At 70.8% G+C, this 25707-nt stretch carries 29 protein-coding genes; 6 read left to right on the top strand and 23 right to left on the bottom strand.

The window, feature by feature from the left end; translation table 11 throughout:
* Nucleotides 1–4: 4 nt before the first annotated feature.
* The 22 genes from fliN to Ani05nite_RS41900 form a co-directional block, all read right to left on the bottom strand.
* Nucleotides 5–754, bottom strand: coding sequence for a flagellar motor switch protein FliN (gene fliN / locus Ani05nite_RS19395; protein WP_203770087.1), 750 nt, complete (start codon nt 752–754; stop codon nt 5–7).
* Nucleotides 754–1683, bottom strand: coding sequence for a flagellar motor switch protein FliM (locus tag Ani05nite_RS19390; protein ID WP_239130310.1), 930 nt, complete (start codon nt 1681–1683; stop codon nt 754–756). Before Ani05nite_RS19390 ends, fliN begins: the two co-directional genes overlap by 1 nt.
* A 109-nt stretch (nt 1684–1792) precedes the next feature.
* On the bottom strand, nt 1793–2263 hold the full coding sequence (locus Ani05nite_RS19385) for a flagellar basal body-associated FliL family protein (protein ID WP_203770086.1): 471 nt from the start codon (nt 2261–2263) through the stop codon (nt 1793–1795).
* A 20-nt stretch (nt 2264–2283) separates the two neighbouring features.
* A complete protein-coding gene (locus tag Ani05nite_RS19380; RefSeq protein WP_203770085.1) occupies nt 2284–3309 on the bottom strand; it encodes a flagellar motor protein MotB in 1026 nt (341 codons plus the stop codon).
* A 2-nt stretch (nt 3310–3311) separates the two neighbouring features.
* Nucleotides 3312–4100 carry a flagellar motor protein gene (locus Ani05nite_RS19375; protein ID WP_203770084.1) on the bottom strand — a complete coding sequence of 263 codons (789 nt, stop codon included), beginning with the start codon at nt 4098–4100 and terminating at the stop codon, nt 3312–3314.
* Nucleotides 4100–4390 carry a flagellar FlbD family protein gene (locus Ani05nite_RS19370; protein WP_203770082.1) on the bottom strand — a complete coding sequence of 97 codons (291 nt, stop codon included), beginning with the start codon at nt 4388–4390 and terminating at the stop codon, nt 4100–4102. The genes Ani05nite_RS19375 and Ani05nite_RS19370 overlap by 1 nt, the downstream gene beginning before the upstream one ends.
* Nucleotides 4391–4579: 189 nt before the next feature.
* Nucleotides 4580–5779, bottom strand: a complete 1200-nt coding sequence (locus tag Ani05nite_RS19365; protein ID WP_203770080.1) for a flagellar hook protein FlgE — start codon at nt 5777–5779, stop codon at nt 4580–4582.
* A 3-nt stretch (nt 5780–5782) separates the two neighbouring features.
* The gene (locus tag Ani05nite_RS19360; protein WP_203770079.1) at nt 5783–6274 is read right to left on the bottom strand and encodes a flagellar hook assembly protein FlgD; all 492 of its coding nucleotides are present in this window, start codon (nt 6272–6274) and stop codon (nt 5783–5785) included.
* Nucleotides 6275–6359: 85 nt separating this feature from the next.
* Complete coding sequence (locus Ani05nite_RS19355) at nt 6360–8522, bottom strand: flagellar hook-length control protein FliK (RefSeq protein WP_203770078.1); 2163 nt, start codon at nt 8520–8522, stop codon at nt 6360–6362.
* 28 nt (nt 8523–8550) lie between these two features.
* Entirely contained in the window at nt 8551–9501 is a 951-nt protein-coding gene (locus tag Ani05nite_RS19350) for a transglycosylase SLT domain-containing protein (protein WP_203770077.1), read from the bottom strand.
* Nucleotides 9498–10172, bottom strand: coding sequence for a flagellar export protein FliJ (locus tag Ani05nite_RS41180; protein WP_239130307.1), 675 nt, complete (start codon nt 10170–10172; stop codon nt 9498–9500). The genes Ani05nite_RS19350 and Ani05nite_RS41180 overlap by 4 nt, the downstream gene beginning before the upstream one ends.
* Before the next feature lie 90 nt (nt 10173–10262).
* Nucleotides 10263–11570, bottom strand: coding sequence for a FliI/YscN family ATPase (locus Ani05nite_RS19340; protein ID WP_203770076.1), 1308 nt, complete (start codon nt 11568–11570; stop codon nt 10263–10265).
* Nucleotides 11571–11582: 12 nt separating this feature from the next.
* The gene (locus Ani05nite_RS19335; protein WP_239130304.1) at nt 11583–12257 is read right to left on the bottom strand and encodes a FliH/SctL family protein; all 675 of its coding nucleotides are present in this window, start codon (nt 12255–12257) and stop codon (nt 11583–11585) included.
* Nucleotides 12241–13266 carry a flagellar motor switch protein FliG gene (gene fliG / locus Ani05nite_RS19330; protein ID WP_203770075.1) on the bottom strand — a complete coding sequence of 342 codons (1026 nt, stop codon included), beginning with the start codon at nt 13264–13266 and terminating at the stop codon, nt 12241–12243. The genes Ani05nite_RS19335 and fliG overlap by 17 nt, the downstream gene beginning before the upstream one ends.
* A gap of 43 nt (nt 13267–13309) precedes the next feature.
* Nucleotides 13310–14911: a flagellar basal-body MS-ring/collar protein FliF gene (gene fliF / locus Ani05nite_RS19325; protein WP_203770073.1), complete on the bottom strand. Its 1602-nt coding sequence runs from the start codon at nt 14909–14911 to the stop codon at nt 13310–13312.
* A gap of 1 nt (nt 14912) precedes the next feature.
* A complete protein-coding gene (gene fliE / locus Ani05nite_RS19320) occupies nt 14913–15248 on the bottom strand; it encodes a flagellar hook-basal body complex protein FliE (RefSeq protein WP_203770072.1) in 336 nt (111 codons plus the stop codon).
* Between the two features lie 2 nt (nt 15249–15250).
* Entirely contained in the window at nt 15251–15646 is a 396-nt protein-coding gene (locus Ani05nite_RS19315) for a flagellar basal body rod protein FlgC (RefSeq protein WP_203770071.1), read from the bottom strand.
* 5 nt (nt 15647–15651) lie between these two features.
* Complete coding sequence (locus Ani05nite_RS19310; protein WP_203770070.1) at nt 15652–15999, bottom strand: flagellar basal body rod protein FlgB; 348 nt, start codon at nt 15997–15999, stop codon at nt 15652–15654.
* A gap of 185 nt (nt 16000–16184) precedes the next feature.
* Nucleotides 16185–16508, bottom strand: coding sequence for a hypothetical protein (locus tag Ani05nite_RS19305; protein WP_203770069.1), 324 nt, complete (start codon nt 16506–16508; stop codon nt 16185–16187).
* A gap of 5 nt (nt 16509–16513) precedes the next feature.
* Complete coding sequence (gene fliS / locus Ani05nite_RS19300) at nt 16514–16906, bottom strand: flagellar export chaperone FliS (RefSeq protein ID WP_203770068.1); 393 nt, start codon at nt 16904–16906, stop codon at nt 16514–16516.
* 14 nt (nt 16907–16920) lie between these two features.
* Nucleotides 16921–18390: a flagellar filament capping protein FliD gene (fliD, locus tag Ani05nite_RS19295; RefSeq protein WP_203770067.1), complete on the bottom strand. Its 1470-nt coding sequence runs from the start codon at nt 18388–18390 to the stop codon at nt 16921–16923.
* A 144-nt stretch (nt 18391–18534) separates the two neighbouring features.
* Nucleotides 18535–19665: a flagellin N-terminal helical domain-containing protein gene (locus Ani05nite_RS41900; RefSeq protein ID WP_203770066.1), complete on the bottom strand. Its 1131-nt coding sequence runs from the start codon at nt 19663–19665 to the stop codon at nt 18535–18537.
* A gap of 251 nt (nt 19666–19916) precedes the next feature.
* Between Ani05nite_RS41900 and flgN the strand changes: the two genes are divergently transcribed.
* From flgN to csrA, 5 genes are read left to right on the top strand one after another with little or no spacing between them, the layout of a single operon-like run.
* Complete coding sequence (gene flgN, locus Ani05nite_RS19285) at nt 19917–20402, top strand: flagellar export chaperone FlgN (protein ID WP_203770064.1); 486 nt, start codon at nt 19917–19919, stop codon at nt 20400–20402.
* Nucleotides 20402–21787: a flagellar hook-associated protein FlgK gene (gene flgK / locus Ani05nite_RS19280; protein WP_203770062.1), complete on the top strand. Its 1386-nt coding sequence runs from the start codon at nt 20402–20404 to the stop codon at nt 21785–21787. The genes flgN and flgK overlap by 1 nt, the downstream gene beginning before the upstream one ends.
* Before the next feature lie 8 nt (nt 21788–21795).
* Entirely contained in the window at nt 21796–22728 is a 933-nt protein-coding gene (locus tag Ani05nite_RS19275; RefSeq protein ID WP_203770060.1) for a flagellin N-terminal helical domain-containing protein, read from the top strand.
* 41 nt (nt 22729–22769) lie between these two features.
* Nucleotides 22770–23168, top strand: a complete 399-nt coding sequence (gene fliW / locus Ani05nite_RS19270; protein WP_239130301.1) for a flagellar assembly protein FliW — start codon at nt 22770–22772, stop codon at nt 23166–23168.
* Between the two features lie 49 nt (nt 23169–23217).
* Complete coding sequence (gene csrA / locus Ani05nite_RS41895; RefSeq protein WP_203770056.1) at nt 23218–23469, top strand: carbon storage regulator CsrA; 252 nt, start codon at nt 23218–23220, stop codon at nt 23467–23469.
* Nucleotides 23470–23572: 103 nt separating this feature from the next.
* On the opposite strand, the gene Ani05nite_RS19260 is transcribed toward csrA, so the two are convergent.
* Nucleotides 23573–24415 carry a peptidoglycan DD-metalloendopeptidase family protein gene (locus Ani05nite_RS19260; RefSeq protein WP_203770054.1) on the bottom strand — a complete coding sequence of 281 codons (843 nt, stop codon included), beginning with the start codon at nt 24413–24415 and terminating at the stop codon, nt 23573–23575.
* Nucleotides 24416–24607: 192 nt separating this feature from the next.
* On the opposite strand from Ani05nite_RS19260, the gene Ani05nite_RS19255 reads away from it, so the two are divergent.
* A partial coding sequence (locus tag Ani05nite_RS19255; protein ID WP_203770052.1) for a methyl-accepting chemotaxis protein occupies nt 24608–25707 on the top strand: 1100 nt, incomplete at its 3' end.

Below are 25707 nucleotides of genomic sequence, written 5' to 3'. Positions count from 1 at the left end.
GGGGTTACTCCCGTTCGCTGCCGGGCGCGAGGATCTCGGTGATCCGGATGCCGAAGTTCTCGTCGATGACGACCACCTCGCCGCGGGCGATCAGCCGGCCGTTGACCAGCAGGTCGGCCGGGCTGCCGGCGGCGCGGTCCAGTTCCACGATGGCTCCCGGGATGAGCGAGAGCAGCTCGCGCACGCTCATCCGGGTGCGGCCCAGCTCGGCCGAGACCTCCATCTCGACGTCGTGCAGCATGTCCAGGCCGCCCCGCATCGGCGCCGCGCCCTCGCCGCGCCGGGCCACGCCACCGGGCGCCGCGTCGGAGGGCCACGGCGTGAGCGTCATGGCGATGACGGCGCGGATGTCTCCGCCGTCGAGCAGCGGCACGGCCACGGCGTCCGGCTTGGCGGCGATCGCGCTCAGCGCCACGGCCGACTCCATGAGCTGGCCCGGGTCGAGCACCACCGGGCCGAACGCGCGGGCCGCGGCCTCCAGCGCCGGCCGGACGGCCGCGGTCAGGTCCAGCTCGCCGAGCGGGCTCTCCTTCAGCGCGTCGGCCAGGTCCTGCCCGACCACGACGACGACCTCGCCGGTGGCCGCCCCGCTGAACTTGGCGGTGACCGCCTGCCCGGTGGTCAGCATGTCGGCCCGCGCGCTCACCGGCGCGCCGACCAGCAGCTCCCGGCTCGTCGGCAGCACGGCCAGGGCCGCCTCGGCGGCGCTCCGGACCAGCGCGAGCTGGGGGTCGGTGATCGTCGGCGCGGTCATCAGCGCTCCTCCTTGGGCGACGGCACGACGAGGCAGGCCAGCCGGGCGCCCTGGTTACCGGGTACTGCATGTGCGAAAACGGTCTCGTTCACTGTGACCTCGAGCGGCGAGCTGGTCGGGTGGACCAGCGGCACGACATCACCGGGACGTAGATCCACAATGTCATCGGTGCGCATGCGGATGGGCTGGAATCGGACAGCTACGTCAATCGGCGCCGCGGAAAGTCCGGCCGTGAGGTTGCGCAGGGAGCTGTCGCGTATCATCCGCTCGGCCGCGGTGAGCTCGATCGTCTCCTGCTTCTCGAGCACCGGCAGGATGGTGCTGAACGGCAGGCAGATGCTGGCCACGCACTCCTCGGTGCCGATCTTCATCTCGAACGAGGCGATCACCACCGCGTCGCCCGGCTGGTGCGCGCGCAGGAACTGGGCGTTGTACTCGATCTCCTTGAGCTTCGGGGAGATGTCGACGAGCTGCTCGAAGCCGTACCGCAGCTCGCCCAGCATCCGCTCCATCAGCCCGCGCAGCAGGGGCATCTCGACCTCGGTCAGCGGCCGCTCCGGCTGGGCCCCGCCGGGTCCGCCCAGCATGTGATCAATGGCGGTCATCGCGGCCGAGGAGGACAGCTCCAGCAGCACCGTGCCGGAGAGCGGCTCGATGGACACGACCGCGATCACGGTGGGGTTGGCCAGCGACGAGATGTACTCGTCGTAGTTGAGCTGCTCGATGGAGACCAGCGAGACGCTGCTGACCACGCGCAGCCGGGTGGTGAACAGCGTGCCGCAGCTGCGGGCGTACGTCTCGAAGGCGATCTGCAGCGTGCGGATGTGCTCGCGGGACAGCTTGATCGGCTTGCGGAAGTCGTACGTCGTGGGGCCCGCGTTGCCGCGCCGGGCCATCTTGCCGGGGGGCCGGGTCGGAGAGGTGGTCACGCCGTCCTCATCGGCTCGGTTGCGCAACCGCTGAGCCGCGGAGCGTGCTTTGTCGGCCGCTACGCGAAATGGGCAGATCCGCGCTCGGCGGACCTGCCCATCGCGGGGGTCACTGGGTGACGAAGGAGGTGAAGTAGATGCCCATCACCAGGTGCTTGTCCTCGACGTTGTAGGCCTTCTCGATCTTGGCGAGGAGCTCCTCCTTGGCCTTGAGGCGGCCCTTCTCGGTCTCCAGCTCGGCGATCTCCTTGCCGGTGTAGTTGTCGATCGCCAGGTCCCGGGCCTCGGCGAGGTCGATCTCCTCCTCGCCGGCCTCCTCGGTCATCTGCAGCGCGAAGCCGAGCTTGAGGTAGTGCGCGTCGGCCAGGTTGATCGTCATCGTGTCCTCGATCGCCACGACCGCGCCCTTGACCGGCTCCGGCTCCTTGGCCTCGGCCGCGTCGCCCTTGAGGAAGAAGAACCACACGCCCGCGCCGCCGCCGCCGAGCAGCACCACGGCGAGGGCGATGATGATCAGCATCTTCTTGGACTTCTTCTTCGTCGGCGTCTCCGCCGTAGCTTCCTTGACGTCCTTGCTCATCGGAACTCCTCCTGTCGTGGTCAGTCGTGCGGGGTGGTCGTGGTGGTCGTGGACCCGGTGGTCGATTCGGTCGTGCCGAGCGTGGCCTTAGCCTCGGCGGCGGCCTGCTTGGTGGTAGTTCCGGTGTGCAGCTTGGCGTCGTCCCCGGCGGCGGCCGGCAGCAGCGCGGCCTGCTCGGCGCTGAGCGTGGTCAGCACCACGACGTCCACCCGGCGGTTCATGGTGACCGCGCGCGGGTCCTTGGGGTCGATCAGCGGCTTGGTGTCGGAGAAGCCCACCGCGCTCATCCGGTCCTTGGGCAGGCCGTGCCCGATGAGGTACCGGACGGTCGTGGAGGCCCGGGCCGCGGACAGCTCCCAGCCGCTCGGGTAGTACGAGGTCGTCGCCTTGAGCTGGTTGGTGTTGCCGTCCACCTCGATGCTGTTGGGCAGCTTGGCCAGCGTCGGCGCGATGGCGTCGAGGATCTTCCGGCCGCCGGAGCGCAGCTCGGCCCGGTTACCGGCGAAGACCACCTCGTTGGTGACCACGGTGACCACCAGGCCGCGCTCGTTGATGGTGAACTTGACCTGGTTGAGCAGCTTGGCCGCCTCGAGCGCGTCGGCGATCTTCCGCTCGATCTCCTTGAGGTTCTCGGCCTCCTTGGTGGCCGCCTTGGCGTTGGCCGAGGCCTCCTTGCGGCTCGCCGCGAGCACCGCCCGCTTGACGGCCTCCTGCTGCTCCTTGCTCATGCCGGCCGTGCCGCTGCCGCCGTCGCCCGGGTTGACGCCCGGGTCGATCGGGACCACGTTGGTGCTCTGGCCGGAGCCCTCGAGGTTCGAGACGTTGCCGGTCAGCGCGACGCTGGAGGCGCCGAAGCCCTGGGAGAGGCCGGCCGCCAGCTGGGCGAACTTCTTCTGGTCCACGCTGCTCATCGAGAACAGCACCACGAACAGGACGAACAGCAGCGTGAGCATGTCGGCGTACGACACGAGCCAGCGCTCGTGGTTGACGTGCTCCTCGTGCTCCTCGTGCCCGCCCTTCTTCTTGCGCGCGCCCCCGCTGCTCATGGTTACGCCGCCTTCTTGCCGGCCGACGCCTCGGCGGCCTTCGCCGCGTCCGGCGGCAGCAGGCTGCGCAGCTTCTGCGCGACCAGACGCGGGTTCGAGCCGGCCTGGATCGCGAGCACACCGTCGATGACCAGCTCCATCTCCTCGGCCTCGATGCCGGAGAGCCGGGTCAGGCGGGCCGCGACCGGCAGGAAGATCAGGTTCGCGGAGAGCACGCCCCAGAGCGTCGCGACGAACGCCGCGGCGATGGAGTGGCCGAGCGACTCGGGCTTGTCGAGGTTCTCGAGCACGTGCACCAGGCCCATGACCGTGCCGATGATGCCGACGGTCGGGGCGTAGCCGCCCATGTTCTCGAAGATCTTCATGCCGGCCTTGTCGGCCTTCTTCTTGGCGCCGACCTCGGCGTGCAGGATGTCGTGCAGCTCCTCGGGGTCCGTGCCGTCGATGGCCAGCTGCAGGCCACGCTTGAGGAACGGGTGCTCGACGGTCTTGACCGCGTCCTCGAGGGCCAGCAGGCCCTCACGGCGGGCCCGCTCGGCCAGCTTGACGATGTCGTCGACGAGCTTGTTGGGCGGCGTCACCTTGGCCAGGAAGGCCTTCTGGAGCAGCTTGCCGGCGCCGAGGGCGTCCTTGAGCACGCCGCCGGCCATGCCGGCGCAGAAGGCCCCGCCGAACACCAGCAGCATGGACGGGATCAGGATGATGGAGGCGGGGCTGCCGCCCTCCAGGATCTGCACGGTGAAGACGATGGCCAGGGCTACGACTACACCAACGATGGTGGCGAGGTCCATCAGCGGTCCTTCCGGTGCAGCTGCAGCACGTTCGTCGCAGCGGTCTGGTCGTCGTCGTGGGTCACGGGCTCGGCCAGCAGGGCCGGCTCGGACTCGATGCGGCTCGCCTGGGCGATCAGCGAGGCGCGGTAGTGGCGCACCGAGTCGATGAACTCGGGCACCGATTCGGCGATGACGTACTTGGTGCCGTCCACCAGCGTGATGACCGTGTCGGGTGTGCAGTCGGCACGCTCGACCAGGTCGGGGTTGAGGGCGAACACGGCTCCGTTGAGGCGGGTTACGAGAATCACGACATCCGTCCTTGGGGCGTCTAAAGGCTGGTGGGCCGTCCATGGCCCGTCCTCAGTCACTTCGGCGTGGTGCCGGTTGCCGATGAGGGCGACCTGGTCGCATTCCGGGTGCGAGCTGTCCCGGAAAAAGCGAAGCCGGGGCGGGCTGTCAGGCCCGTCCCGGCTCACACCGGTGCTGCTGTGCGGCTACTACCGTTTGAGGTTCACGAGCTCCTGCAGGATCTCGTCCGAGGTGGTGATGATCCGGCTGTTGGCCTGGAAGCCGCGCTGGGCGATGACCAGGTTGGTGAACTCCTGGGCCAGGTCGACGTTCGACATCTCCAGCGCGCCGCTGGTGATCAGGCCGAGGCCCGCCGAGCCGGCCGAGCCGACCTGGGCCAGACCCGAGTTCACCGTGCTGCGGAACATCGAGTCGCCGATCTTCTCCAGGCCGTTGACGTTGTTGAAGTTGGCCAGGGCGAGCTGCCCGAGCGTCTGCTTCAGGCCGTTGGAGAAGACACCGACGATCTGGCCGGTGTTCGACACCGTGTACGAGCTCAGGATGCCGGCCCCGGAGCCGTCCGAGGCGCTCACCCGGGCCTCGGTGTTGCCGCTGTACTGGGTGATGTCGGTGATGTCGACGGTGAGGCCGTCCAGCACGATGCTGGTGACCGGGTTCGAGCCGTCGTTGGGCTTGCCCGACACGAACGGGATGGGAACCGAGGAGCCCGAGGGCGTCGACGCGGTCCACTCGTCGGGTCCGGTCTTGGTCATCGTCACGTTCAGCGTGCTGGAGGCGCCGTTGGCGTCGATCACCGGGATCGGGATCACCTTGGTGCTGCCCGGCGTGACGCCCGAAGCGTCGATCGGCGCCTCGAAGGACAGGTTGCCGGTCAGCGTGAACTTCGTGGTCGCCGCGGGGGCCAGGCTGATGCCGATCGGCAGCTTGATGTTGCCCGGGGCGCCGGCCACGTTGACGCCGCCCTGCGCGTCGGCGCTCCAGCCCTGCACGATCTGGCCGTTCGGCGTGGTCAGCGAGCCGTTGGCGTCGAAGGTGAACGACCCGGCCCGGGTGTAGAGCGTCTCACCGCCGCTCTTGGTGATGAAGAAGCCGTCACCCTGGACCATCATGTCGCCGGACTTGCCGGTGGTCTGCGCCGCGCCCTGGCTGAAGTTGGCGTTGACGCTGGCCGTCCGCACACCCAGGCCGACCTGGGCCGGGTTGGTGCCACCGGCGCCGTTCTGCGGGGCGCCGGCCGCGTTGACCATCTGCGAGAGCGTGTCCTGGAAGACCGTCTGGCTGGACTTGTAGCCGGTCGTGTTGACGTTGGCGATGTTGTTGCCGGTGACGTCCATCATCTGCTGGTGCGCGCGCAGGCCGCTGATGCCGGAGAAGAGAGAACGCAGCATGGGTCAGGTGTCCTTCGGGGTAGCGGGATCGGAGGTTGTCGCTGGTCCGGTTGCGGTTTGCTGGACTTCCGTGACCTTGGACAGCTGCACATCCGTGTTCCCGACCACGAGCGTCGGTTCGCTGTCTCCGTTGAGCTTCGTCTTGGTGACGACCCCGGTCTGGGTCATGCCGTTCGCGTCCTGATACGTCACCGTGCGCCCGACCAGCGCGCTCGCGCCGATCAACTGCTGGGCCTGCATCATGTCGGCGATCTGGCCGAGCTTCTCGACCTGGGTGAACTGGGCGGTCTGGGCCAGGAACTGGGTCGAGTCCGCCGGGTTGCTGGGATCCTGGTACTTCAGCTGCGCCACCAGCAGCTTCAGGAACGTGTCCTGGTCGGCGACCGACTTGCTGGCGCCGGCGTCCCTGGTGGTCTTGTTCGTGTACATCGACGTCGCCGAGACGTTCTTGGCGTCGAATTCCCTGCTGACGTTTCCGCCGATCGGTGACGTCATGAACAAGTCCTCCTGAGTTCGAGTCGGTGGCCCTCGCCCTCAGTTTCGGCGGGTTCGCCGATTCACTTAGCCCCTGTTTTCCGGCTCAGGCCCGGATGTCGAGGCGACCGGGACCGGTGGTGCCGGAGGGAACCGGCTCGGCCGGCGCGGGCGCCGCCGCGGCGTTCTCCCGGCCGTTGCCGCGGCCCCCGCCGGCGCCGCCCGGGAACGCGAACTGCTGGCGGGCCTGGTCCTGCGGGGTGCCCTGGCGCAGGTCCAGCGAGGCGTTGCCGAAGCCCGACTGCTGAAGCTCGCGGCGCAGGTCGTCCAGGGCGTTGCGCAGTGACTCGTGCCCGGCGTCGGTCGAGCTGGACAGCTGCACGTTGATCTCACCGTTGCGGATCTCGGCGACGACCTGGACCGCGCCGAGGTCGGCCGGGTGCAGGTTGACGGTGAGCCGGTGCACGCCGTCGGCGTCCAGCCGCAACGGGACGATCCGGGCGGCGAGCTGGGCGGCCGGCGGGCCGGGCGGAGCCGGTGCGGGCGGCGGGGCGTCGGCGGGGGGAGTGACCGATGTGGTCGGAGCGGCCGCGGCGGGTCCGCCGACACCGGGTACGCCGAAGGTTGTGTCGGTGGTCGGCGGGTTCGTTCCGGCGCCCGGCTGTTGGCCGTTGGCGCCCTGTCCGTTGGTGCTCTGTCCGTTGGCGCCCTGTCCGGTGGTGTCGCTGCCGCTGCCGGTGCCGGTGCCGGTCTGGTCACCCGTCGGCGGCGCCTCGGCGGTGGCGGGCGCGGTATCGGGCTGGGTGCCGCCGGTCGCGTCGGTGGTGCCGTTGGCTTCGGGAGCCGAGGCGGCGCCCGCGGCGGCCGTCGCCTCCGGCGCGGTGCTCGTGGGGGTGCCCGCGGCGATCGGTTCCGGGGTTCCGGCAGCCGGGGCCTCCGGCGGGGCGGTATCCGTCGCGGGCGCCGGTGTCGGGACGTCCGGGGCGGGCGGGGCGCTCGTTGCCGTGGTGGTGTCCGGGGCCGCGGTGGGCTGAGCCGTCTGCGGTGCCGGCGCGGTGCCGTCCGCGGCCACCGAACGATCCACTGTGCCGGGTGCGGTTGGTGGGGCCTGCGGGTTGGCGGGCACGGGGACGGCCTGCTCGGTCGGGGCGGTGGCGGGCCGGGCGGGTGCGGCGCCGGTGGTGGCGGCCTGACTCTCTGCCTGGGCCCCCGTCGGGGCCTGCGAAGCCGCGGCGGTCACGGTCGATGGCGATGCCGGGGATTGCGCCTGCGGGGCTGCCGGGATTCCGGTTGTCGCCGTGCCGCTCACCGGAGTCGTGGCTGGGGCTGAGGCCGGGGTCGCCGTCTGTGCCGAGGTTGCGGCGGGGGCCGGGGTTGTGGTCGGGGCTGAGGTTGTGGTCGGGGCCGAGTTTGCGGTCCGGGCTGAGGTTGTGGTCGGGGTCGCGGACGCGGTCTGGGTCCCGGTCAAGGCCGTGGTGGCGGCGGGGGTCGCGGATGCGGTCTGGGTCCCGGTCAAGGCCGTGGTGGCGGTGGGGATCGCGGACGCGGACGCGGTCGGGGTCGCGGTCGGTGCCGGAGCCGCGGTCGGAGCGGTCAGCACGGGACCGATGGCCGCCAGGGCCGCCTGGCCGGGCGCGGCGGTCGGCAGCGGGGCAACGGGCTCGGCGGTTTCGGTTTCCACGCGCTCCTCGACGGGAGCGTCGTCCGTGGTCGCTGCCGTCGTCGTGGCGGCGCCGGGCTCGGTTGCCTGCCCCTCGACTCCAGCCAGTCGCCGCAGACGGACCTCGGCTCGGTCGTCGCCCGGCGGCACGGCCCGGGTTTCCGGCCCGCCGGTAGGTTCGGCGGCGAGAGGACGCTCGGCGGCGGGGCGCTGCGGGGTGGTGCGCGGCGAGGACGGCCGCGGCGGCACGGCCCGCTGGTCGACGGCGCGGTGCGGCACGGAACGGTACTGGGCGGCCCGGCTCTGCAACCGCGCGTCGGCCGAGCGGGACTCGGCCTGCCGCAGGGCCTGCCGATCGGTGGCGGCGGAGCGGTGCAACGCCGCCTGATCCTGGGCCCGTTGCTGCGCCGTCCGGCTCGGTCCCGCCGGGCTCGCCGGCTGCTGCCGTTGCGCGTCGGGCCGCTGCTGGTCCCGGGCCGCCGGGGCGCGGTCCAGCTCGGCCGAGAGCGCCGATCCGAAGGCCTGCGCGCCCTCGCCGGTACGGGTCCCGGTACGGCGCCCGGCGTCGGTCGTCGGCCTGCGGTCCGGCCCGGTGACGGAGCTGGTCATGCGGCGTTCCCCTCGTGGTGTAGCGCGCTCAGCCGAGCGCGGCCAGCGCCTTCTGGACCTTGGGCACGTACGCCTGGGTCTCCGCGAACGGCGGGATGCCGCCGTACTTGTGCACGTTGCCGCCCCCGGCGTTGTACGCGGCCAGCGCCAGCGGCAGCGACTTGAACTCCTTGAGGTGGCTGGAGAGCAGCTTCGCCGCGCCGTTGATGGCCTGCTGCGGGTCGAACGGGTCGTGCACGCCGAGGCCGCGGGCGGTGGCCGGCATGAGCTGCATCAGACCCTGGGCGCCGGCCTTGCTGACGGCCCGGGGGTCGTACCCGGACTCGACCTTGGCCACCGCGGCGAGCAGCTTCGGCGAGACGTCGTACTTCGCGCCGGCCTTGAGGAACATGTCCGCGTACGGGACGCCGGCCAGCGAGGTGGAGTTCTGCAGGCTGGCCGGGCGGACGGCGGCGGCCGGGGCGGCGGCGGTGGCGGAGCGGGCGGTGAGGCCGGCGTCGACGATCCGGCGGATGTGCGTGGGCGTCTCGTACACCGACTGGACCTTGACGTGGTCGCCGGCCTTCGGCGCCGCGATCATCTTGTTGTCGCCCAGGTAGATGGCGACGTGGTCGACCGGGGAGTCGAAGGCGAGGATGTCGCCGGGCCGCGCCTCGCGCAGGCTGCCGACCTTGGTGCCGGCGGTCGCCTGCTCCCGCGAGGTGCGCGGCAGGTCGATCCCCAGATCCTGGTACGCCCGCTGGACGAGCGCCGAGCAGTCCAGCCCGCGGGCCGGATCGGTGCCGCCGAAGGCGTACGGCGTGCCGAGGTACTTCTTCGCCGCGTCGGCCACGGACTGCCCGGTGACCCGGGAGGCGCCCGTCGGGCCGGTGGCGTCCGACAGCGCGGTGGCGAAGGTGGCGTTCGGCGCGGCGGGGGTGAGCCCGAGCTGGGACTTGAGCTCGGAGATGCGGGACATGACTCCCTGGACACCGATCATGCGCGGCTCCTGTCGTCGGCGTGGCCCTCGCCGGTCCGTTCGGCGGGTTCGCCGTCGCGCTTAGCGGCAAGCGACAGGGTGGCCCGGGTGACGTCGATGGCCCGGCGGGTGTCGGCCAGGTTGACGGCCGGCCGCTGGGCGGCCACCGAGTTCGCCGTCTCGCGCGCCACGTCCTCGCGGTCGGCGGCGGAGCCGTTGCCGTGCCGCAGCGTGCTGGCCCGTTCCTCGCTGACCGCGTCGATGCCCCGGGCCGCGTTGCGGGCCTTGGCGGTGACGGCCATCTCGTCCACGGCCAGCTGCTCGGTCCGCAGGTCGTGGGCGCGGACGGCCTCGGCGTGCCGCTCGGCCATCGACTCCACGGCCCGGCGCCGTTTCGCGGCGTCGGTCAGCACGGCCTGCTTCTGCCGGGCCAGTTCCTCGGCGTCGGCGACCATCCGGTGCGCGCCCGAGAGCGTGGCCGCCATCGACTGGCGCGCCACCATCGAGGCGACCATGGCCCGCGCGGTGCCCTCGGTCGGCGCGTCCGCCCCGGCCAGGTCGAGTTGCCGGCGCTTGACCAGCGCCCGGGCGTCGCGGATCTCCTGCCGGGACTGGACGACCTCGCCCTTGGCGGCGTCCTCCTGGGCCTTGCGGGCCCGCAGCACGGGACCGAGCCGGAACAGGCGATTCACAAGACCTCCCGAGACGTCGAGGTGGTTCCCTCATCCCACCGGTCGGCCCGGGCCGCGACCGGCTGAGGGCCTGCACCCGACCTGCACCCGTCAGGAGGCGGCGATGAGCTGCCGGAGCGCCTGCCACGACTCGGCCGCGCCGGCCCGCTCGTCCAGGCCCTGGCGCAGGAAGGCGGTGATCTGCGGCCACAGCACGGCGGCGCGGTCGGCGTCCGGGTTGGTGCCCGGCACGTACGCGCCGATCTCGACGAGCTCGCGGACGTCGCGGTGCGCGGCCATCAGCCGGCGCAGCTCGGCCGCGTCGCTGCGCTGCTCGGCGGTGGTGATCCGGTTGGCCACCCGGGAGATCGAGTCCAGCGCCTGGATGCTCGGGAAGTGGCCGGCGGTGGCCAGCTTGCGGTCGAGCACGATGTGCCCGTCCAGGATCGAGCGGGCCGCGTCGGCGATCGGCTCGTTGTGGTCGTCGCCCTCGACCAGCACGGTGTAGAGGCCGGTGATGCTGCCGCGGGCGCCCGGGCCGGCCCGTTCCAGCAGCGAGGCGAGCATCGCGAAGACCGACGGGGGATAGCCCCGGGTGGCCGGCGGTTCGCCCACGGACAGGCCGACCTCGCGCTGGGCCATCGCCGCGCGGGTCACGCTGTCCATCATCATCAGCACGTCGCCGCCCTCGTCGCGGAAGTACTCGGCGATCCGGGTGGCGACCGCGCCGGCCCGGAGCCGGACCAGCGGCGGGGTGTCCGAGGTGGCGATCACCACCACCGAGCGGGCCAGTCCCTCCGGGCCGAGGTCGTGCTCGATGAACTCGCGGACCTCCCGGCCCCGCTCGCCGACCAGCGCGACGACGTTCAGCTCGGCCGACGTACCGCGGGTGATCATGGACATCAGGGTGCTCTTGCCGACGCCCGAACCGGCGAAGATGCCGATGCGCTGACCGCGGCCGCAGGGCACCAGCGTGTCGAGCACCCGTACGCCCAGCGGCATCTGCGCGTCGACCAGCTGGCGTTCCATCGCCGAGGGCGGGGCGGCCTCGATGCTGACCATCTCGCCGCGCAGCGGCGGGCCGCCGTCCATCGGCCGGCCCAGCCCGTCCAGGATGCGGCCGCGCAGGTCCGGCCCGACCGCGACGCGCAGCGGGCCGCCGGTGGAGACCACCGGGCTGCCGGTGCTCATGCCCGCGATGGGGCCCAGCGGCAGGCAGGAGAGGCGGTCGCCGTCGATCGCGGCCACCTCGGCCAGCACGGCCTCGTCACCCTCGCCGATCTGCAGCAGCTCGCCGACCCGCGCCTCCAGGCCGCCGACGGTGACCCGCAGGCCCACCGCGCCGGTGACCTTGCCCCGGCTCAGCGGCCGCGCCGCGCCCAGGGCGGCGTTGATGCGGTTACGGAAGACGTCGGTCACCGGGGACAGCCCTCACAGTCTCAGCGCGGCCCGGGCCCGCGCCACGGCGGCGGCGATGGACGCGTCGACGGTCGTGGTGCCCGTCTCGGCCACCGCGTCGCCGGGGTGCAGCGCCGGTTCGGGCCGCAGGTGCACCGGCCGGCCCTCGTAGTTGTAGTCGGCGTCGGTTGCCGTGCCGACCAGATTGCGGAAATCGTCGGGATGCAGGCTCACCACGATGTCGCCCTGCTCGGGCGCGGCGTTCATGGCCCGGCGCAGCGCGGCCGCGGCCCGGCCCTCCGGGTCGTCCATGGCCCGGCCGACGATCGCCTCGGCCAGCTCGAACGCGTGGGCCAGGACCGCCTCCTGCAACTCGTGCAGGGTGGGCATCAGCTGGGTCTCCAGGTTGGTGACCGCCCGGCCGAGCGCGTTGACCGCCTGCGCCAGCGCGGCCGCGCGGCGCTGGTCGTGCGCCTGCTCCACGGCCCGGGCCCGCTCGGCGGCCGCCGCGGCCTCGAGCGCCGCGGCCCGCCGGCCCTGCGCCCAGCCCTCCGCGTACCCGGTGGTCCGGGCCGCCTGCTTGGCCCGCTCGACCGGCGCGCTGTCGGACGGTACGCCGCGCCGCAGGTCGACGCCGAAGCTGGCCGCGGTGGCCGCCTCGGCGAGACTGCCCCGCAGCACCGGCCCCTCGTCAGGCGATGAGCTCATCGACCTCGCCACCACGCTGGATCTCGATCTGGCCGGAGTCCTCCAGCGCGCGGATCACCGCGACGATCTTGGTCTGCGCCTCCTCGACCATCTTGACCTTGACCGGGCCCATCAGGTCGATCTCCTCCAGCAGGTTCTCCCGGCCCCGCTCGGAGAGGTTCTTGGTGACCTTGTTGCGGACCTCCTCCGCCACGCCCTTGAGCGCGGTGGCCAGGTCGGACGGCTCGACCTGGCGCAGCACCAGCTGCACCGAACGGTCGTCGAGGTTGACGATGTCCTCGAACATGAACATCCGCCGCCGGATCTCCTCGGCGATCTCCGGGTTGCGCGCCTCCAGGGCCTCCAGGATGAGGCGCTCGGTGGTGCGGTCCGCCCGGTTGATGATGTCCACCAGCGGGTCGAGGCCGCCGACCGTGGACAGCTCGTCGGGCTGCAGCACGGTGGAGAGCTTGCGCTGCAGGGCCAGCTCCACCTGCCGGATCACGTCCGGGGAGGTGCGGTCCATGACGGCGATCCGGTGTGCGACGTCCGACTGCACCTCCGGGGCCAGCCCGGACAGGATCGAGCTGGCCAGCGCCGACGGGATGTGGGCCAGCACCAGGGCGATGGTCTGCGGGTGCTCGTGCTGGACGTAGGAGAGCAGCTGGCGGGGGTCGGCGTGGCTGAGGAAGTTGAACGGCATGTCGGTCATCGAGGCCTGCAGCCGGTCCAGGATCAGCGCGGCCCGCTCGGTGCCCAGGGACGCCTCGAGCAGCTCCCGCGCGTACGCCATGCCGCCGGCGCCGGCGTGCTTGGTGGTGGCCAGCGCGTAGAACTCGTCGATGACGTCCCCGACGACCTCGGGCTCCAGCTTGCCCAGCCGGGCGATCTCGGCCGAGATCTCCTCGACCTCGGTCTCCTTCATGTTGGCGAGCACCCGGGTGGAGTACTCCTTGCCCATTCGCACCAGCAGAATGGCGGCTTTGCGCAGGCCGGTCATCGACGTCGTGCTCAGCGCCGGTGTGGTCAACGCGGTTCCTCCTCGAACCCAGGGGGTGGACTCTCGTGCGGGGTCACCGGCTGGCGCCGAGCCAGCCACGGAGCAGGGCGGCCATCTCTTCCGGCTGGTCCTCGACCATCTGCTCGATCTCGCGCTGACGCTCCTCGAGCGCTTCCAGGTCGGCGTTGGCGGCCTCGATGGCGGGCGACGGGATCGCGGCGTTGAGCTGGGCCAGGCGCTGCTGCTCGAGCGCGGACTGCATGTCCTCGAGGTGCCTGAGCTCGGCCGGGGTCAGCGCCTTGCGCCGCTTGGCGCGCTTGCTGGCCCGCCAGGCCAGGAAGATCAGGATCAGCACCACCAGCGCCATCGCCGCGGTCTTGATCAGCGAGGTCTGCTTGGCCGACTGCTCGGCGGCGGCGGAGGCGGCCAGCGCGTCCTTGGCCGCGGTGGCCGCGGTGGTGTCGAACGGCATCGCGCTGACCGCGATGGTGTCCCCGCGGGTGGCGTCGATCCCGGCCGCCGCGCTGATCAGCGACTGCACGTCGGCGGAGTTCACCGCGCCCGCGGTCGTGCTGTCCAGCAGGACGGCCACGTTCAGCTTCTTGATGCTGCCCGGCGCGCTCTTGCGGGCCTCGGTGGTCTTGTTGACCGCGTTGTTGCGCACGGTGTTGCTGTTCTCGTACTGGCCGGTGCCGGTGCTGCTGGTCGTGCCGTTCGGCACCTGGATGTTGTCCGGGCCGAGCACGCCGCCCTGACCGGTGCCGTTGCCGTTGTAGGCCTCGCGGCTGATGCTCTCCGACAGCGCGGCGACGGACGGGTCCGAGGTGTAGCTCTCGGTGGTCCGCTCGGTCTGGTCGTAGTCCAGCTCGGCGGTCGTGGTCACCACGGCGTGGCCGGGTCCGACGACGCTGTCGAGCATGTTCTGCAGCGAGGCGTTGAGGCGGTTCTGGAACGCGACGGTCTGCGACTCCGTACCGCTGTCGCCGCCGGTGGCCACCGCGGCGCCGCCGCCGGTGGACAGGATCCGGCCGTCGGCGCCGGCCACGGTGACCTGCTCCGGGTCGAGCCCCTCGACGCTCGACGCGACGAGGTGCACGATCGCCTGCACCTGCTGGTTGGACAGCGGATCGTTGGACGAGGACTGCACCAGCACCGAGGCCGTGGTCTTGTTCTGGTCGTCGGCGAAGACGTCCTTCTGGGGCATCACCAGGTGCACGGTGGCGGCCTCGACGCCGTCGATGGCCTTGATGGTGCTGGAGAGCTCGCCCTCCAGGGCCCGCTGGTAGTTCGTGTGCTGCATGAAGTCGCTGGTGGTGATCCCCTGCTGGTCCAGCAGCGCGTAACCGGTGTCCGACTCGCCCGGCAGGCCCTCGCCGGACAGCTGCAGGCGCAGGTCGTACACCTGGTCCTTGGGCACCAGGATGGTGCCGCCGCCGTTGCTCAGCTCGTAGTCCGTGCCGGTCTTCTGCAGCGACTCCACGATCGCGGCGGCGTCCTTGCTCGACAGGTTGCTGAACAGCGCCGAGTACGACGGCTTGGCGGCCCAGGTGGCGAAGAAGTAGCCACCGATGAGCAGGGCGAGCACAGCGGCGACGGTGACTACCTTCTGTCCCGGGGTGAAGGACTTGAAGGAGTCACCGGCCTTGCGCACGGGCGCGGGGAGTCGGTCGCTCATGTCAGGCCTGCATCCTCATGATCTCTTGAAAGGCCTCCAGGGCCTTGTTGCGGATCGCCATGGTCAACTGCAGTCCCAGCGCGGCCTCGGTGGAGGCCATCGTGTACTGGGCGGGATCCTGCAGCGTGCCGTTGGCGACCTGCACGGCCAGGTCGGACGCCTTGGACTGGGACGCCTGCACGCTCTCCAGGCCCTTGGAGAGCAGTCCGGCGAAGTCGGTGTTCGGGCCGGTGACGGCCTTGGTGGCGCCGGCACCGGCCACGCCGTCGACGCCGCCGACCGCGCCGACTCCGCTGAGCCCGCTGACCGCGCCGAGCGCGCTGATCGGAGAGGTCATGGTCAGCCCTTCCCGAGCTGGATGGCCGCCTGGTAGGACTCCCGGGCCCGGTCCACGACCGAGAGGTTGGCCTGGTAGGCGCGCTGCGCCATCATCAGCTGGGCCATCTGGCTGCCGAGGTCGATGTCCGGCCGGCGCACGTAGCCCTCGGTGTCGGCCATCGGGTTGTCCGGCTCGTACGACAGGACGCCCTCCGCGCTGCCGTAGGCGATGCCGCCCACCTGCGCGCCGTTGCCGTCCTGGGCCTCCTGCGCGACCACGTACCGGGCCTGGAAGGCGTTCTCGGACGTCTTGCTGACGTTGTCCATGTTCGCGATGTTGTCGGAGACGGCGTCCAGCCACTTGCGGTAGACGGTGACGCCGGAGGCGGCGGTGCCGATCGCGTTGAAGGTGCTCATCCGGCTCAGGCCCCCTTGATCGCGTCGCGGATCAGTCCGTACTTGCCGTCCAGGGCCCGCAGCGTCAGCTGGTAGCGCATCGTCGTGTCGATGTGCGAGAGCGTCTCCTCGTCGAGGTTGACGTTGCTGCCGTTCAGGCGGGTGGGCTCCAGCGAGTTCTGCACGCTCGGCGACACCGTCGCGGGCGACCGGCCGTGGGCGACGGCGCTGCTGAGCGCCTCCTCGAACTTGACCTTACGAGCCTGGTAGCCGGGGGTCTCGATATTGGAGATGTTGTTGGCGATGGCGTTCTGCCGGGCGGACAGGCCGGCCACTGCGACGCGGAGCGAGGACGAGGCGACGTCGTCGAACACGGCAGTTCCCTTCTCAGCGGTGAGGTGCCTGTCCCTGGCGATCGGTCCGAGCAATCCGTTGCTCGTACCCTCCGATTCGGCCCACCGGCCGATCCGCTGAGTCCCAAACGGTTGCCGCTGGGTTGCACGGAAGAACCCGGGACCCCTGCGGGGGCCCCGGGTCCGGTGCTGCCGGTGCGGGTGGGTCAGATGGCGCAGTCGATGTAGGTGGGGACACCCTTGCCGGCGGTGCCGACCTCGACCCGGGAGGCGAAGGCGGTCTGCCGCCGGTTCGCGGTGATCGCCGTCGCCGCCGCCTTCGCCGCCTCGAGCTGGCGGGTCAGGATGAGGTCGGCCCGGGGCCGCAGGTCCAGGGGCAGCGGGCCGAGGCCCGGCGGCGGTGCCCACGGCGTGGCCACCGGCAGTTCCTGACTGCGGTGTTCTTCGGCGATCATCCGCTCGACGGCCTCGACGTCGGCCTCGAGCTCGTCGAGGGCGGCGATCCAGGCCCGTCGCCAGTCGTCGGCCATCGGGGTCACCCCTCGGTCGCGGCTGCCGCCATCGCGGCCTCGCGCCAGGTGTCGCGCAAGGGTTCCATCAGCCCGCGCACGGCGGACACCTTGGCCACGTCACCCTGCACGTTCGCGTTGACCAGCTCGGTTTCGACGAACGTGTAGAGCGCGGCCAGGCCGGCGGCGCCGTCCCAGGCGTCCATGTTCAGGGAGACGTGCAGTTCCGTGACGATGTCCTGGGCGTGCTTGAGGTGGGTGTTGGCGTCGGGCCGGTTGCCCGCGGTCAGCGCCTCCTCGCCGCGGGCGAGGTCGACCACCAGGCGGTCGAAGAGCATCAGCAACAGCTTCGCGGGGGAGGCCGTGGCGGCGACGTCGGCGAGGTAGCGCTCCCGCATGGCCGGTGAGAGGTTGGTCATGGAGTGCGCTCCGTTCAGCCGAGGCCGGCGAGCTGACCCGCCAGCCAGGAAGATTGTTGCTGCATCTTGCCGAGCGCGACCTCGAGGCTGGAGAACTGCTTCTGCAGCGCCGTCTTGCGCAGCTCCAGCCGCACGTCCCACTCGCTGACCTGGTCGTTCAGGCTGGAGATGGTCTTGGTGTTGCGCTCGATCAGCGCCGGGATGGTGCCCTGCCGGGCCTTGGTCGGGTTGTCCGGGTCCTTCACGCCCTCGCTGGCGATCAGCGCCATCGTCTCGAGCTTGCGACCCAGCCCGTTCGGCGTGTCGAGGCCCGGCTCGAAGGTTCCCGCCGTGCCGTTGCCCTTGGCGCTGGTGACGTCGGTGTAGGAATCGAAGAACTTCGCGGCCCGGGCCGGATCGGCCTTGTACGTCTTCAGGAAGGCGTCCTTGTCGAAGCCGAGCGTGCCGTCCTGCTTGATTGAGACGCCGACTTCCTTGAAGCTGGCCGTCGTGCCGTTCGAGCCGAGTCCGGCCGCGCCGCCCGAGACGGCGCTCAGGATGTCCTGGCGGAGCTTGCGGATGGCGGCGTCGCCCACGAGCGGGCCGGCGGCCACCTCGCCAGTCTTGATCTTGCTCTGCGAGGCGAGCTCGTTGAGCACCACGTTGGCGTTGTCGACCAGGGCCTGCACCTTGGTGGCGATGCCCTCGACGTCGGCGCTGATGTCGACGGTGACCGGCGCGTCCCCCGGCGCCTGGGCCTTCGCGGCGGTGACGGTCACGCCCGGCAGGATCTCGGCGAAGGTGTTGGTCGCGGAGTTGATGGAGTAGGCGCCAGGGCCCTCGCCGACCGTCAGCACGGCGTCGCGGCCGTCGATCGTGACCGAGGAGGCGCCGAGGTCGAGGCCCTCAGGGAGGCCGAGGCTGTCGATCTTCGCCGCCGCTGCCGCGCCGCTCTCCTTGGCGGTGAGCTGCAGGGTGTACCGGCCGGGCGCGATCTGGACGGCCGAGGCCTTGTACGGCGCTTCCGCCTCGCCGTTGATGGCGGTCACGACCGCCTGCAGTGACCGGTCCGTCGGCGTGAGCGGCTTCTTCGTGCCGTCCTTGAGGTAGATGTCGAAGGAGTCGTTGCTCATCACCGGAGCGTTGTCGGCGTCGGTGATCGAGGCGACGGACGCGTCCTTGAAGGTCTGCAGGCGGGTCGCGGCGAGCTGGTCGACGTGGAAGCTCAGCGAGCCGGCGGACGCCCCGGACTGGGCCGAGATCGCCGCGGCGCTGGAGCTGGACGTGGCCTTCATGCCGCCCCAGGTGTCGCTCTTGCCCAGCGCGGTGGCCGCGGCGGCGAGGCTGGAGAGCCTGCTGTTCACGCTCTGGTAGGCGGTCACGACCTTGTTGACCGTGGTGACCTTGCTCTTCAGCGCCGTCTGCGGGGCCGCCTCGATCTGCATGAGCTGGTTGATCGTGTCCGTGGTGCTCATGCCACTGATCAGGCCGTCGATACTGGCCATCGCGCTGATCCCTCCGTCGGTGGGGCTGGAACGGGACGGGCGGCCGGCGATGTCGCCGACCGCCCGTCTATTCGGTTGTCTGAGCCGTTGACTGAGCTGTTCCCGGGGTGATTCGCCGCAGGCTGCGGCGCCTCACCGGGCGGATCAGCGCAGGAGGGAGAGCACGCCCTGCTGCGACTGGTTGGCCTGGGACAGCATCGCGGTGCCGGCCTGGGTGAGGATCTGCGAACGGGTGTAGGACATCATCTCCTGAGCCATGTCCGTGTCACGGATCCGGCTCTCCGACGCCGACAGGTTCTCGACGGCGACGTTGGCGTTGGCGATGGTGTGCTCGAACCGGTTCTGGTACGCACCGAGCTTGGCCCGGGCGGTCGACACCTGCTCGATCTTGGAGTCGATCAGGTTGACGGCCGCCTGGGCGTCCGCCGCCGTCTTGAACTGCATGCCCGGCGTGGCCGCGACGCCGTCGTCGGCGACACCGGCGGTGGGCAGCGTGAACGTCACGTCCGCGTTGTCACCGGTCTTCGACGTGACGATCAGCTTGTTGTCCTTGTCCACCGACGCCGAGAACTTCTCCGCGAACCCGGAGTTGTTGTTGAGCGTGTCGGCGACGTCCTGAACGGTCTTGTGGTCACCGGCGGCACCCAGGCTGACGGTCACGTCCGGGTCGGTGCTGCCGGTGATGTTGAAGGACATGTCGCCCTCGACCAGCGTCGGGGTGGCGACGTCGAAGGACTTCGAGTTGCCGCCGAGCTTGGCCGCGATGTCCGTCACGTCGATCGAGCTCAGGTCGACCGCGATCTGGCTGTTGGCGTCACCGTCGGCGCCGACCTGGAACTTCAGCGGGGTGGCGTTGCCGTTGAGCAGCTTGGTCCCGTTGAAGTTGGTCGAGTCGCCGATCCGCTTCAGCTCGTCGTTGAGGCTGGAGACCTCGGTGGCGATGTTGGCGCGGGCCTTGTCGTTGTTGGAGTCGTTACCGGCCTGCACGCCCAGGTCACGCATGCGCTGCAGGATCGAGTGCACCTCGTTCAGGGCACCCTCAGCGGTCTGCACCACCGAGACACCGTCCTGCGCGTTGCGGACGGCGACCTTGAGGCCACCGACCTGGCTGCGCAGTCCCTCACTGATCGCCATGCCCGCGGCGTCGTCGGCGGCCCGGTTGATCCGGAAGCCGGACGACAGCTTCTCCAGCGACTTCGACATCTGGTTGTCGGAGACCGAGAGGCTGCGGTAGGCGTTCTGGGCAGCGATGTTCTGGTTGATACGAAGACCCATTTGAAGTTCCTCCTTGAGTGGGGTCCTGACCGGCCCGTCCGTGAGCCGTTGTGCTTACGCCATCAGTGATCGGTCGGCCACGGTCCGTCCTGAGGAGTATCTGAAGTTTGTTCGGACTTGTTCCGCGAAACCGCGGATCCTGCCGCCAACCGTTTGGCAACCCGGCGGCGCTCAAGTCCTCAGAGACGTCCGGCCGGTGCCGACTTGTCCGGTGAAGCGGAGGGAGTCCTCCCGCGGAGACGGAGGAGCCGGTGAGCCTGACCGACCTGTCCAGCGTCCTGTGGCGCGCCCGGGAGCTGTTGGAGCTCCTGTTGTTCAAGCTCGAGGAGGAACAGTTGCTGCTCGCCTCGAACCGATCCCGCTGGCTCGCCCACGCCACCCGCGAGGTGGAGGTGGTGCTGGATCAGATCCGCCAGACCGAGGTCGTCCGGGCCGCGTACGCGCAGGCCGTGGCCGCGGAGCTGGGACTGGAGGTCGAGGCGTCGCTGGGACAGCTCGCCGACGCGGCGCCGGCCCCCTGGTCGGATCTGCTGCACCAGCACCGCAAGGCCTTCCTGACCCTGACGTCGGAGATCGGCGCCCTCGCGGAGTCCAACCGCGAGCTGCTGACCGCCGGGCAGCGGGCGGCTCGCGAAACCATGCTCGCGTTCGCCGGAACCGTGGAAACGTATGGCCCGCAGGGCAAAACCGTCAGCGGCGGCGTGCGCCGCCCCAGCCTGGTGGATGAGGCGATCTGATGGGCAGCAGTTTCGGCGGGCTCAACACCGCACTGACCTCGCTCTACGCGCAGCGTCGCGGCCTGGACGTGACCGGGCAGAACATCGCGAACGCCAACACCGAGGGCTACACCCGGCAGCGCGTCGACATGCAGGCCCAGGTCGGCTCGCTGTCGACGGCCATGTACGCCAGGACCGACGGGTTGGGCACCGGCGTCGCCGTCTCGGCCGTGCAGCGGCTGCGCGACGAGTACCTGGAGCACCGGGGCCGTGCCGAGCACGGCGCGAGCGCGTACCTGGCCAGCCAGAGCGCGTCGTACACCGCCATCGAGGACGCGTTCGCCGAGCCCAGTGACACCGCGCTGGCGGCCCAGCTGCGCGACATGTGGGGCGGCTGGAACGACGTGGCCAACAACCCCCAGCTCGCCGCGCCGCGGTCGGCCCTGATCCAGCAGAGCGCGACGGTCGCCGACCAGCTGAACGCCGCCCAGGACTCGCTGGCCCGGCAGTGGAGCCAGGGCCGGACCCAGATGTCGGCCTACGTCGACGACGTCAACGTCACGGCGAAGTCCGTCGCGCAGCTCAACGACAGCATCATCATGGCCAACGCCTCCGGGCTGACGGTCAACGAGCTGGAGGACCGGCGGGACCTGCTGGCCATGAAGCTCGCCCAGCTCACCGGCGCCACCACCGCGAAGCGCGAGAACGGTGGCATGGACGTCTTCATCGGGGGCTCCACCCTGGTCACCGGGAAGACCACCCGCGAGGTCGCCTTCGTCGGCGCGAGCCGGCTGCTGGACCAGGCCGCCGACCCGGTGGGCCTGGTCTGGAAGGAGGACGCCAGCCAGAAGATCCAGGCCGGCGGCACGATGGGCGCGGCCGTCGACACGATGACCGCCATCATCCCGGGCCTGTCGGCCGACCTGGACGCGGTCGCCGACAACCTGATCAACTCGGTGAACGCCAAGCACCGCGACGGATTCAGCGTCGACGGCAGCACCGGCCTGGACTTCTTCGGGCGCAACCCGGACGGCTCCGTCACGGTGCTGATCAAGGATCCCGACAAGGTGGCGGTCTCGGCCACCGCCGGCACGCTCGACAACTCCGTGGCCGACGCCATCGCGGACATCGGCGACGCGGCCGACGGCCCGGACCGGCAGTACCAGTCGATGGTCGGTCAGCTCGGCGTCTCGTCGCAGGGCACCACCCGGCGGGCCGAGATCCAGGCCGTGGTGACCGAACAGGTCGACGCGGCGCGCGAGGGCGAGTCCGGGGTGAATCTCGACGAGGAGATGACCAACCTGCTGACGTACCAGCGCGGCTACGAGGCGGCGTCCCGGGTGCTGACCACGATCGATTCCATGCTCGACCAGCTCATCAACCGCACCGGCCTGGTCGGTAGGTAAGGAGAACCATGATCGGCGGCAGAGTCACCGAGAGCAGCATCCACACCCGGGTGCTGGCCAACCTCCAGCGCAACATCGCCAAGGGTGCGAAGATCCAGGACCAGCTGTCCAGCGGCAAGCAGCTGAACCGGCCGTCGGACTCGCCGGCCGGCACGGTCTCGGCCCTGCAGCTGCGCGGCGAGACCCGCACCAGCCAGCAGTACACCCGCAACGCCGACGACGGCCTGGGCTGGCTGGGCACCCTGGAGCAGACCCTGGGCAGCTCCTCCAGCCTGGTCAACCGGGCCCGCGACCTCACCGTGCAGGCCCTGAACACCACCACGAACGGCGTCCAGGCCAACGAGGCGCTGGCCGGCGAGATCGACCAGATCCGCGCCTCGCTGGTCTCCTACGCGAACACCCGGTACCTCGACCGGCCGGTGTTCGGCGGCAACACCACGGGCCCGGCGGCCTACGACGACACCGGCGGCTTCACCGGCAACGCGTACGACCCGGCCGACGCGTCCCGGACCAGCGTGTCGCGCACCGTCGGCTCCAACGTCAAGGTGCGGGTGGACATGACCGGGCCGGAGGCGTTCGGCGACAACACCGACACGACCGATGACACCACCGGGCTCTTCCGGGTGCTGGACAACATTTCGGCGCACATTCGGGCCGGGGACAACACCAAGTTGGCGAACGACCTCACCAGCCTCGACAAGGCGGGTAACAAGCTGAAATCCGCCATTTCGGAGATCGGCTCACGATACAATCGGATCACGCAGATGAAGGAATCCGCGCAGGACCGGCTGTTGTCCGTCACGTCGCAGCTGTCCGACATCGAGGACATCGATCTGCCGAAAACCATCATGGATATGCAGCTTCAGCAGACCTCCTACCAGGCTGCCCTGGCCGCCACGGCCAAGGTTATTCAACCGTCGCTCATCGATTTCCTGAGGTGACCATGACTACTCGCACCGCGTCCCGACCGATTGGGGCAACCGTGACCGACACCGAGCTGAACATGCCGATCATCGACATGGCTGTGCCCATGCCCGGGTTCCCCGCGCACCGGCAGTTCGTTCTGGTCCGCCTGAACGACAATGGTTTGCTCTACGCGTTCACGTCCGTCGACGACCCCAATCTGCGCTTTCTCGTGGCCCCACCGGAACCGTTCTTCCCGGACTACGCCCCGGAGATCGAGAACGACGTCTTCGCCGCGCTGAACACCAAGGACCCGGACCGGCTGCTGGTGATGGTCGTCATCACCGCGGGGGTGAACGAGACCACGGCGAACCTGCTGGCGCCGATCATCGTGGACCGGGATTCCCGCCGGGCGATGCAGGTGGTGCTCACGGGCAGCGACATGCCGGTGCGCGCCGTCATGCGCCGGGCCTTCTGACGGACCTCGCCCAGGTGCCCTGACCACGGATGGAGAAGGGACAGCCACGATGCTCGTGCTGACCAGGAGGGCCGGCGAGAGCGTGATGATCGGCGACGACGTCGTCGTGACCGTGCTCGAGGCGCGCGGTGACGTCGTCCGGATCGGCATCAACGCGCCGCGCAGCGTCCAGGTGCACCGCGAAGAGGTGTATCAGGAGCTGCAGGCAGCCAACCGGGAAGCGGCCTCCCCGAACGAGGACGCCGTCCGCGCGGTGACCGAGATGATGCGCCCGGCGACTGTCGATCCGCCGGGCCCCTGACCCTCCTCAGTGGTACCAACCTGGGCCGGCTCCCTGCGGGAGTCCGGCCCGTTGGCTTGCCCGGGTGGCCCGCCGCCGCCGTGCCGGCGGCCGCGGGCCGGGATCAGCCGATGGCCAGGCCCCGGGCCGAGAAGAACGGGATCGGGCCCACGGCGTTCTCCCGGGTCGCCGGTACGCCGGTGTGCACCTCGAAGTGCAGGTGCGGGCCGGACGAGGCGCCCGACGACCCCACGTAGCCGAGGATCGCGCCACGGGCGACGGTCTGGCCGCTGGTGACCGAGGGGCGCCGCACCATGTGGCAGTAGCGGGTCACCAGGTTGCCCGTGTGCTGCACCTCGACGTACCAGCCGCAGCCGCGCAGCGCGGAGCCCCCGTCCACGTCGCAGCTTCCCCGGGAGACGTTGCAGACCACGCGGATGACCGTGCCGGCCGCGGCCGCGCGGATCGGGGTGTTGCGGGCCGCGCCCAGGTCGACCCCGTCGTGGGCGGGGCGGGCCGTGGTGCGGAAGTCGCTGATCAGCCCGGCGGCGACCGGCAGCATCCAGGCGCCCGCGGCCGGCGGGAGCGGCGCCGCCGTGACCGGGGTGGCGGACGTGCACTTGGGGATCGCCGAGTCCCCGCGCCGGACGTACGCGTCGGAGACGTAGCTGTTGTCGGCCAGGCGGTTCCAGTAGCCGGTGTTGGTGACGGTCCCGCTGATGAACTGCCCGGCGATCCGGCAGACGATCGAGACGGCGGCGCCGTTGCCGAGGGAGCCGGTGCGGGAGCTGCCGGCGGACGGGGCGCTGCGCGCGTTGAGCGGCGTGCCCGCGGTCACCACCGTGCCGGTGCCGGCGATCTTGACGGTGCCGGCGGCCGTGGCCGGGGCGGCGCCGAGGGTCGCGGCGCCACCGACGGCGCCGGCGGCGAGCACGGCCAGGGCGGTGCGCTGATGTCGTCGTTTCATGGTTGTCCCCTTCGTTCAGGCCAGGTTGTCGAGCGCCGGCTGCGGGATCCGGTGCGCGGGCAGTGCCGAACAGTTGCGGCAAATGGATAAAAAGTGCCGCGAGTGGGCCGATCCGGCTTGAAGATGGATCTACTGGCCGCACCGCGCGTCCCGGGCCGCCCGGGCACATGGTCGCCTCCGAAGGAGACGTGGATGTCGAGATTGACGGAAATGGGCATCGCCAAGCGTCTGACGCTTATCGTGCTCGTCGGCGTGCTCGCGCTGACGGCGTCGGCCATCATCACGATGCAGGGGCAGAACCGGGTCGTGGGTCAGAGCGACCGGTTGACGAGCCTGGAGAGCTGCCGGGGTGCGCTCAACCACCTCGACACCCGGCAGAGCGAGCTCAAGGTGGACGCGTACCGGTCCGCGCTGAAGCAGGACGTCACCCAGGACGTCGTGGACGACGTGGCCTCGGCCACCGAGGCGGCCGACGCTGTCGAGGCGTGCGGGCTCTACGGCCCGCTGGCGGCCGAGTTCGGCACGATCCGGCCGAACGTCAACAGCTTCGGCACCTTCATCGCCGACTTCGTGCGGCAGGCGCTGGCCGGAGGGGCGAGCGCGCCCGACACCGCTCAGATCGCCGAGCGCAACAGCGCCGTGGACGATCAGCTGGGCGCCCTGAACGAGAAGGTCGTGGCCGAGATCGAGCGGCAGCGCGTCGAGATGGACGATGCGGTCGGTGACACCAAGTGGGCGGCCTGGATCGTCGGCGTCGTCGGGCTGCTCCTGCTGATCGCGCTGTCCGTACCGCTGGCCCGGTCGATCCTGCGCCCGGTGCAGCGGCTCGGTCAGGTCATCGCCGCGCTGGCCGAGGGTGATCTCACCCAGCGCAGCGGCATCACCACCCGCGACGAGCTGGGCCGGATGGCCGTCGGGCTGGACACGGCGCTCGCCGCGATCCACCGCTCGCTCACCACGATCGGCCAGAACGCCGAGACCCTGGCCAGCTCGGCCACCGAGCTCTCGGCCGTGGCCGGGCAGATCGCCACCGCGGCGCACGACACCGACGCGCAGACCTCCTCGGCGTCGAACGAGGCCGAGGAGATCTCCCGCAACGTGCAGACGGTGGCCGCCGGCTCGGAGGAGATGGGCCTGAGCATCCGCGAGATCTCCCGCAACACCAGCGAGGCGGCGCAGATCGCCGCGATCGCCGTCGCCGAGGCCGCCCAGGCCACCGAGACGGTCCGCCAGCTCGGCGAGTCGTCGGCGGAGATCGGCAACGTCATCAAGCTGATCACCTCGATCGCCGA

The organism is Actinoplanes nipponensis, assembly GCF_016862275.1.
Taxonomy (GTDB): Bacteria; Actinomycetota; Actinomycetes; order Mycobacteriales; family Micromonosporaceae; genus Actinoplanes; species Actinoplanes nipponensis.
This window is presented reverse-complemented; position numbering and strand designations above follow the sequence as displayed.